This window comes from Burkholderia sp. Ac-20345, assembly GCF_017104825.1.
Taxonomy (GTDB): Bacteria; Pseudomonadota; Gammaproteobacteria; order Burkholderiales; family Burkholderiaceae; genus Burkholderia; species Burkholderia lata_B.
This window is the reverse complement of the sequence record NZ_JAAGPO010000002.1, coordinates 216830-225617: the sequence shown is the minus strand read 5'-3', so window position 1 is coordinate 225617 and position 8788 is coordinate 216830. Positions and strand designations below refer to the sequence as shown.

11 protein-coding genes are annotated in these 8788 nt (G+C 59.4%); all 11 read left to right on the top strand.

Going from position 1 to position 8788, the window contains the following annotated elements:
* The coding region (locus G3O06_RS02210; protein ID WP_205814791.1) for a DEAD/DEAH box helicase at window positions 1-1156 on the top strand (1156 nt) is incomplete at its 5' end.
* 371 nt (window positions 1157-1527) lie between these two features.
* Entirely contained in the window at window positions 1528-2280 is a 753-nt protein-coding gene (locus G3O06_RS02205) for a hypothetical protein (RefSeq protein ID WP_205814790.1), read from the top strand.
* Window positions 2281-2352: 72 nt separating this feature from the next.
* Window positions 2353-3093, top strand: a complete 741-nt coding sequence (locus tag G3O06_RS48835; RefSeq protein ID WP_241019454.1) for a hypothetical protein — start codon at window positions 2353-2355, stop codon at window positions 3091-3093.
* A gap of 220 nt (window positions 3094-3313) precedes the next feature.
* Entirely contained in the window at window positions 3314-3589 is a 276-nt protein-coding gene (locus tag G3O06_RS02195) for a DUF4031 domain-containing protein (RefSeq protein ID WP_205814789.1), read from the top strand.
* An 8-nt stretch (window positions 3590-3597) separates the two neighbouring features.
* Window positions 3598-4299 (top strand): hypothetical protein, encoded by a 702-nt coding sequence (locus tag G3O06_RS02190; RefSeq protein ID WP_205814788.1) that lies wholly within the window; start codon window positions 3598-3600, stop codon window positions 4297-4299.
* A 170-nt stretch (window positions 4300-4469) separates the two neighbouring features.
* Window positions 4470-4931 carry a hypothetical protein gene (locus G3O06_RS02185; RefSeq protein WP_205814787.1) on the top strand — a complete coding sequence of 154 codons (462 nt, stop codon included), beginning with the start codon at window positions 4470-4472 and terminating at the stop codon, window positions 4929-4931.
* Window positions 4932-5083: 152 nt separating this feature from the next.
* The gene (locus G3O06_RS02180) at window positions 5084-5269 is read left to right on the top strand and encodes a hypothetical protein (protein ID WP_241019461.1); all 186 of its coding nucleotides are present in this window, start codon (window positions 5084-5086) and stop codon (window positions 5267-5269) included.
* 120 nt (window positions 5270-5389) lie between these two features.
* Window positions 5390-5737 carry a hypothetical protein gene (locus G3O06_RS02175; protein ID WP_205814785.1) on the top strand — a complete coding sequence of 116 codons (348 nt, stop codon included), beginning with the start codon at window positions 5390-5392 and terminating at the stop codon, window positions 5735-5737.
* Between the two features lie 86 nt (window positions 5738-5823).
* Complete coding sequence (locus tag G3O06_RS02170; protein WP_205814784.1) at window positions 5824-5973, top strand: hypothetical protein; 150 nt, start codon at window positions 5824-5826, stop codon at window positions 5971-5973.
* A 338-nt stretch (window positions 5974-6311) separates the two neighbouring features.
* Window positions 6312-6530, top strand: a complete 219-nt coding sequence (locus G3O06_RS02165; RefSeq protein WP_176000337.1) for a hypothetical protein — start codon at window positions 6312-6314, stop codon at window positions 6528-6530.
* A 113-nt stretch (window positions 6531-6643) separates the two neighbouring features.
* Entirely contained in the window at window positions 6644-8491 is a 1848-nt protein-coding gene (locus G3O06_RS02160; protein WP_205814783.1) for a hypothetical protein, read from the top strand.
* Window positions 8492-8788 lie beyond the last annotated feature (297 nt).

Here is an 8788-nt window from a genome sequence, read left to right as displayed (position 1 = left end):
CATTTTCCGGATCAGCCAGATCTTCGGGTGGACCGATATTTTCGCGACGGACTACTTCCGCGCGATGATTATCGATGAACCGCAGAGCCTGCGCACGGGTACGGGCACGGCGAAGGGCGGGGCGGCAAAGGTACTCTACGAGCACACGCTCTACCATCTCGGCCTGACGGCTACGCCAATCTACAACTACGGCGTCGAGATGTGGAACGTTATGCAGTTCATCGACGACACGGTGCTCGGCTCGTACGCGGATTTCTGCCGGGAGTGGGTCGACAACAACGGCCACATTACCGATCCGAAGGCGCTCGGCACGTATCTGCGCGAACAGCATGTCATGCTGCGTCGCCTCAAGTCGGACGTCGGTCTGGAACTGCCCAAGGTATCCAGGATCGTCGAGTACGTCGACTACGACGCGAAAGCGGTGGAGTCGATCGAGGAAATGGCAAGGCGGCTCGCGATTCGGGCAACGACAGGCGCATTCGTCGAGCGTGGCCAGGCTGCGCGCGAACTGGACATGATGGTCCGGCAGGCGACTGGCGTTTCCAAGGCGAAATCCGTCGCGCAGTTTGTGCGCCTCATGGTAGCGGCCGGAGAGCCGGTGCTGCTGATGGGCTGGCATCGAGCCGTGTACGACATCTGGCTGGAGGAGCTGAAGGACCTCCGCCCGGCGATGTACACCGGTAGCGAGACAGCGGGGAAGAAGAATGCCGAGAAGGACCGATTCATGTCGGGCGACACCGACGTGATGATCATGTCCCTGCGCTCCGGCGCCGGCGTGGACGAACTGCAGCATCGCTGCTCCGTTGTGGTGTTCGGCGAGCTCGACTGGTCACCGGGTATCCACCAACAGGTGATCTGGCGGCTTGACCGGGAAGGACAGGAGAATCCGGTTACCGCTTTCTTCCTGGTGTCAGAGGAAGGCAGCGATCCGCCGATCATGGACGTGCTCGGAATCAAGGCGAGCGAGGCTCGCCAGATTGTCGATCCGCATCTTGGCGTCGAACGCGTCGACGACGACATGAGCAACGTGATGCGCCTTGTCGAGCGCTACCTCGCGAAGATGGGAGGCAGGGCGAAGGTAACCGCTACCGTCGCCGCCGAGGACAATCAGCCGCCGTCGACGATGCCGACTGAGCAGGAAGAACTCTTCAACTGACCGGCGGGTTCCGAAAAGGAATTTGTATGGTCGCGCAGGGTGTCCGCGGAAATCCGGTCGACGCTGGCTGATCGGGTTACGCGCACTTGATTGCCCTCATCGAGGGTGCTTCCCATCAGGAATTTCTTGGTCAAATTTCCGCTATAATTCTCACCAGCTTTCCAGCCGGTAGCTTGGTCCGTTATCCAGCCAGGCACGTCAGTGCCATCTTCACGCCTGCACAGGGCTCCTCTCCGGTTACCCCGGCGGGGCTATTCAGCACGTTTTGCGAGTTCAGCACCGGTCGGTGCACGGATTCGTCATGCCTTTTTCATTCACCCCATAGGGACGCGTATCCCTATGGGATGTGCTCCCTTCATCAGGAGCACCACATGAAAATTGACTTTGATCTTGTCCGGTTGCTCGGTCCCACGGGCGTTGTTCCGGACAACCAGATCAACGCCTGGCCGCCGGACGAATTGCAGATGCGAGTTGGTATTCCGCACCGCGGAGGCAAACTCGCCATCCACGCATTCAACAGCGGTTATCCGGTCATGGTTTCCGCCAACGCGTTCTTCAACCATGAGACTGGGCAGTTCGACATCCCGCAGTACTCGCCGCTGCAGGATCTGGATGTCGCACTCGATTCGGCCGGCTTCGTCGCGATGATGAACTTCAAAGCGAAGGGCCGGCAGAACGGCGTCGGAGGTATCTATCCCTGGACTAGCGACGAATACGCTGCGAGTCTCGACCTGACGATGGAAGTGTGGGCGCGGCATAGCTGGCTCGCACCGCCCGCGCTCCTCGGGCTGGGCTCAGTTTGTCGACGTGACCTTTCCCATAAGAAGCATGGTCTCTTCGCGATCTTAGACGGACTGGAACCTCGTCTGCCAAAGGGGACGAAGTTGCATCTGTTTGGGGTAAAAGGCGCTGCGCTCGATCGGGTGAAGATGTACCCGTTCGTGGCCTCCTGTGACAGCATGGCGTACGACTACGGTGCCCGACGTCGTGCTTTTGCGAGTGGCATCTCTAACTCGATGGAGCATCGGTCGACCGAGATGACCAACTGGATGCAGGCGGCCGAAGCTCGCATGCGTCCTCAGGCGGGTGATCAGTTCCGCTTGTCGTTCTTGGAAGCCGCGTAAGCAGGCTTCTTTCCCTCACGGGGCACGCTCCAGTCGGGGGTGTGCTTCGACAAATCTATGGAGCACATGAATATGTCCAAGCAAGTTACTCCGCAGCAACTCGCGGAAATTGTCACGAAACTGTTGACCGGAGATTCGGGCGAGGTGGATAGCCACGAGTCGTTCAGCGGCTTCATGACCGATATAGCCAAGGTGGTCTGCGACTACTGTGGTGGCGAGGTAGTAACGGATGCGGCGCCGCTGGACGATGTGTGGTACGTCCCGATCCGCGGCAATGAGTGTCTGCCTGATGCATTCGGCGGTATCTGGCGCGACTGCGATCCTGAAGGTCAGTTGTTCGACCAGCCGGAAGAAACGGGTCAGGCAGCGGAAGTCAACCCCGCGCCGATTCCAGCCGTCCCTGTCGGCGTCAACCAGCGCAGCACGTTTGCGACCGATGGCTATCGCGATGCGAAGGCAGGACTGCCGGCCAGCGCGCCGGCCGGAGACCCGGTCTGCGTCGTCGAATACCTTGCGGGTTATCGTGAAGCAAAGCGCGAGCTCGCCCAAGTCGAATTCGAGAAGTACGATTTCGGCGATGGTGTCTCTGCGCATGGGCACGATCTATGGGAAACCGGCGACGACGCCGATTTCACCAAGATCACGTATCTCGAGTATCCGGAGGATGGCCAAGACACCGACCTGCACAAGGTGACGTTCCACGTTCGCTTCAACGCGAACGGCACGTTCACCGAGGCGTATGCCCTGGAGGTCGCGTCTGGCAACCTGATCGGTGTCCGTGCGGTCCGCGAAGAATCGATCGCATCGGTCTAACGAGGTAGCTGACAACTACGCTTGTGTGTACCCCGCCCGCCGCGGCTCCCTTTAGGGAGTCGGGCGGGCGTTTTCATTGGTGCGCCCGGATCCGTACTGGGCGAAAGCACTATCGCTTGGCGCCTGTTTCGGGAAGGCTCCGGGGAGTTGATCCCTCTACACTCGGAGGCTTCGGCCGCAGTTGTCGATGGCGGCGCGGTACCTGACAGGGAGAGATCTGATGGCCGTGTACGTCGACGATGCGGCAATCGTGTGGAAGGGGAAGCCGCGCTTTCATCTGTCTGCGGATTCGGTCGATGAACTGCATGGGTTCGCGCAGGCTGTCGGGATAAATCGATGCTGGTATCACGCGGGCGCAAGACATCCGCACTACGATATCACCGAGCCGCAGCGCGCCACAGCCATTGCAAACGGCGCAATCGCCGTGTCGCAGCGGGAATTGATGCAGGTAGCACGGCGAATCAATCGAATCTCTGTTTCGGGTAACGCCCGGTAAAGACAATTATGGATGTCACCACGATCGCGCTTCGTCTGTTCCAGAGCCAGGCGCAGATTCTCAAGGCTATCAATGGGAGCGCGATATATGGGCATGCGCGGCTGATGGCCATGCTCAGTACGGGTGTCAAGGTGGCTGACTGGCTGGAGCACGATGCCGGGGGCATGCTTGCGTTAGACCATGCCGCAGAGGTGCGACGCAGCCTTCGCCAGTCCATCGAGATGACAAGCGAGAATCTCGAATGGATTCGGGAGACTCTTCGAGCCAATGGCCGGTGGACCTTGCCGGACGGTGATTCCATGCGAAAGCTGATGGCGGATTTCGATTCGGTTTCGACCTTTCCGTCGCCTGGAGCCAATCCGGACATGGAGGTGCTGTTCAAGTTGTTCTGGGCGCAGGCGCTGACGATCGAAAAGCTTGATCATCTTGCTCAAGTTCTTCCATCGGATGGCCAAGAGGAGCGTAAGCATCTCGTACTCACTGCATTCCAGATAGCCGAGTGCATCGAAGCGAACTGCAGGCGGGCGCTCGAGGGCACGCGGCGAGGCGACCAGAAGCGGAGCTGGGTAGTCAGCATTGACGCTTTGCGCAATGTCTATGCGCGGGAGGTTCCCACATTGCGCAAAGGGCCGGGGGGGACGCCGAGCGATGCAGAGCTGATTCTGATGCTCGCAGACTGCGTACGAGAGAAGACTGAGGCTTCGATCTGATAGTTCCTGTCAGGAATTTCGGCTATACTCGAAGCCGATCATTGATCCGGTAGCTGACCGCACTCAGCCTAATAGGCCAGAAATGGCTTTCTTCACGCCGATTCGGCGTTATCCCTCGCGGGGCATTCTGCCCTGCGGGCCGTCTGCTCCGCCTTACCCAGGAGCAGAACATGTCCACCCCCGTTTTGATTTCCCGCGAACTGCTGCGGTCACTGATCACCATGTCGAAAGATCAGGTGCAGGGTCACGCCGGCGCTTCCGGCGATCTCGATCTTCCAGCTAGGAATAGCGCGATAGCCGCAGCGGAAATCCTGCACGGCCAGTCGGAGATTGCATTCTCGGATCTCAACGTCTGCCCGAGAATCGCGACGAACCACATCATGCGCGAAACGAACGATCTCCTGCAGTCCGAGGGTGACAACAACCCCTGGTGCTACTGCGGGGAGTACGAGTTCGGTTTCTTCCTGTCCGTCCCATCCGACGGGGCTGTCGAGGATTACGCGAGCCAGGGCTACCCGGTTCCGGCGGATCTTCAGGCCTTGTGGGCATGGGCGCGGGAACGCAGTTTCAGCTGGATTCAGCTCGACGCCGACGGCTCCGATGTGGATGGACTGACGGCGTACGACTGGTAGCCACGAAACGCAGGGGCTTGCGGGAGCGCTCGACATGCGTAGAGTCGAACGCGCTCGCAAGCCGTGTGCGCAACTTTTTCTTTAAGAGGAAAGTGATGAAGCAAGCAAAGTTCGGGAAGGCTCTGGCAATCGCGCTCGCTCTGAGCGTGCCCATGACGGTCGTACATGCCGAAGGCTGCATGAAGGGCGCGGTCGCTGGCGCGGTGGTTGGCCACGTCGCCGGTCACCACGCGATTCTCGGTGCGATGGCAGGTTGCGCAGTCGGTCGCCACATGGCAAAGAAGGAGCGTGAGCAGCGCGCGATGCGTGAAGCGCACTACAACGCCAACCGTCAGTAGGGCACCTGATTCCGCGATCCGTAGTGTGACGCCGTCGGCACGAGGCGTCAGTTTTTTTACCCGGAGGGGCGTATTCCCTTCGGGAGTGCGCTTCTCCTCTTTTCGACGAGGAGTAGCAAAATGCATGTTCAGTTGCAAGATGCGGCGGTTCAGGCTGCGATCATCGGGGGTTTTTTCACCCTGACATCGGCGATGATCGCTGCGGTGGCTGCGGCGGTGATCGGCAAGCGGTTCGACAATCAGCGCAAGCTGAAGTTTCTGCTGGACCGCGCCGTCCGCGATCTCGCCTTCGCCCTTGCGGTCGAGGACGAGCATTGCGCGATGCATGTCCAGGAGCGCGGTGAGTCGTTCAAGAAACGCGTCCGGGACAAAGTCCGGGAATCCGGCCTGGAGTGGTCGGGTGATTTCACGCCGGGCCGGGCCCGACACATGATCGCGCGATACGCGCAACGAAGTAACGCAGAGTAGTTTCGACACGGCTTGTGTCGGTCTGATGCCTGGGCGCCGCTGCATAGCGCCCAGGTATCACCCCTCAATCCAATCCATCGCCCATCATGAATACTGGCGAGAAAATCCAGCACCTTCTCGACTCACCCAGCACGTCGTACTGGCTGAAGAGCGCGCTCCGGGCGCTGCTCGAACGCGACGCGCTGGATGCTGCCAGCGATGCCGAGGTGCTCGCCGAGGTGATGGGGCACGGCTGAACGAAATCCTGTCCCAAGCCCAACCGGGACGCGCGTGAGCTTGACAATACCGGTTGCTTCCTAGCTGGAAATCTGCGGTACACTATGACCTGATCCTTGATCCGGTAGCTAGACCGTCACCTAGCCAATGGCCGATCCGCCCGGATCATGGCGTCATCGTTGGTCGTTCTGACCGGTTGCCGCTTGCAGCCAGATTTTCCCCACTTGGTTACCTCGACGTGCCTCCCATGCGGGAGAAGGGCGCATCCGCGTTCGGCATCGACAAGTAACCGTTTTTACCCACGCGGGTTGCAGTCTCCGCGAGGGGATTGCTCCTCGCATCTCTCAGGAGCATTGGCATGACTGTTTCTCAAACGACTTTCCCGTTGTACATCCGTTGCGCTCTCGACGTGTTCTCGTTGTCGGGCGCACGCACGAAGGCACGTTTGCGCGAGTTGCTGGACTTCTATTTCCGGTCCGCCGGCGAGCCGCTCGGTCGCGAGCGTTCCGCGGTGGAGGCTACGGCGATGTCGTTCGCAAGTAGCTACTGGAATCTGGGGGCGGCGGAAGGTTTTTGATCGCTGCAACCAGGCATCGAAGGTCACTAGTTTCACGGCCTCGATCATTCATCTATCCCTGCGGGACACACTTCCCGCAAGGGAGTGTTCTCTCGCATCAACCGGAGAACACCATGTTTGAAGAAATACTCGCGAAGATGGAAATCGTCATCGCGATCCTGATGCAGAAGATCGCAGCAGGACACGTTTTGCAGTGCGGCTATAGCGGGGGCAAGGATTCAACGTGCGTTGCGCTTCTGATGCTCGAGGCGGTACGCCGTTCGAAGACGGCCGGCGTTCCGCAAGCCCGGCACTACGTCGCGACCTCGGATACGCAGATCGAGAACCCGTCGCTGTCCAACCACCTTCACATCGCACTCGAAGAAATGAGTGCGTTCTGCGAGGACCACGAGCTGGACGTAGAGGTTCATGTCGCAAAACCTTCGCTCAGCGCGCAGTTCGTCGTTTCTCACATCGGTCGGGGAACGCTGATCCGCACACCGGAGAACGGCGTAAAGAAGGATAAGGCGAGCGGAGAAAGCAAGACTGCTCGCGCGTGCGCCTCCGATTGGAAATTGGTCCCACTCGGTCGCCTTCGTGCATTGCTTGAGCGCGAAGCTACTGGTTTCGGATACCGCGAAACCATTGTGCTGTTGGGTACGCGCTTTTCCGAGAGCCCTGTTCGAGCGGCGCTGATGTCTGAGCGTCAGGAAAGTCATCTGGAACCAACGCGGCATAAGGATGGATACCTGACTCTCTCGTGCATTGCCGACTGGGATCTCTCAGACGTGTGGGACATGGTGTCGCTGTTTTCGGATGTGCGTTTCATTCCGTTTGCCTCGCCACTGTCGATTCGCACGATCCAGCGCATGATCGATCTCTACCGTGCCGGTAACGAAGGTACCTGTGGCGTGACGATCGGCGATGGGGGAAACAAGTCGGCGTGCGGCAGTCGATTCGGCTGCGCCTTTTGTTGCGTGACCGGCGAGCGCGACAAGTCGATGGAGTCGATGATTCAGGAACCCGATCACGCGCACTTGGCAGGGCTCAATCGATTCCGGAACTATCTGCTTGCAACGCAGTGGGACATGTCGAAGCGAGAGCTAGTCGGTCGCAAGATCAGCGCGGCCGGCTATACGAGGGTGCAACCCGATGTGTATTCGTACCAGCATCGGGTGAGCTTGCTGAAGTATCTCCTGACGCTCGATGTGCTGGAGCAGGAACGTGCCGAGCAGCATCAGGCCAATCTTGCCGAAGGCATGATCGAGGATACGGAAAGCAATCGTGAGCTGTGCGAGGTGCAGTTCCAGTTCGTGACGCCTCAGCAACTCGTGGCGGTCGACTTCTTCTTGTCGATGCATCACTACTCGCCACATGCTTTTCCGGCCCTCTCAGTCTGGCACGACGTGTACACGCTGGGACGTCGCTATCATGTCCCGGTCGTTGAAACGAAGCCCAAGGTACCGATCCCGCTTCACGGATGGTACCGGGTGGGGAAGTACGATGCCGAGGCGCCCGTGGATGGTCTTCGCGACTACCTGGCAGAGCAGTGGAATCGCTTTCTCCATCCCGACCGTGTTTCCGCGTACGCCGTGACCACCAATGGTGAGCGCGTCGCGTATTTCGAGGAATGCGATCAGATGGAGGTTGACGCGGAAGAGGCTTGCGCGTTTGTGACCTGTACGTTCGATACCCGTTTCATGCTGGAGAGCCAGGTGTACCCTGCAATGTATTCGGCCCGCTTCTGGCTGAATGAAGGGATTCTCAAGCTGCCGGCTGGGATGGCTCAACGCTATCAGGAGATGGCCAAGCGCGGGCAGTACTTCGCCCGCTTGGCAGAGCGGCTGAACGTGACGCCTCGCGAACTGGATGAACACCTCATCCGCAACGCGATCAGCGACAAGGAGCACGATGCGCTGCTGAACGACGAGAAGAACGATATCTGGGATCCCCAGATGAACCTCTTCGGCGAAGCTGCCTGATCGAACGAAGCCCGCCCCATCCGCGAGGATGCGGCGGGCATTTTTTTGAGTGCGCGGTAGGGCGAACGCCTTGCCATAAACACGGGCATCTCTCCGTACGCACCTTTCCGCACGATCTGTATAATCAACGGAAGATGTACGGTAGCTGGGCCGACCAGCCTTTTTTTCTGCTGCGACTCGCTCGCAGTTTCAATGACCGACGCCTTCCCATCGAACGATGGCAGGTCATCGGTTCTACCCTCGCGGGGCATTCGATCCGCGAGGGTCGTCTGCTTCGCATTTCCTTTCCGGAGCAGA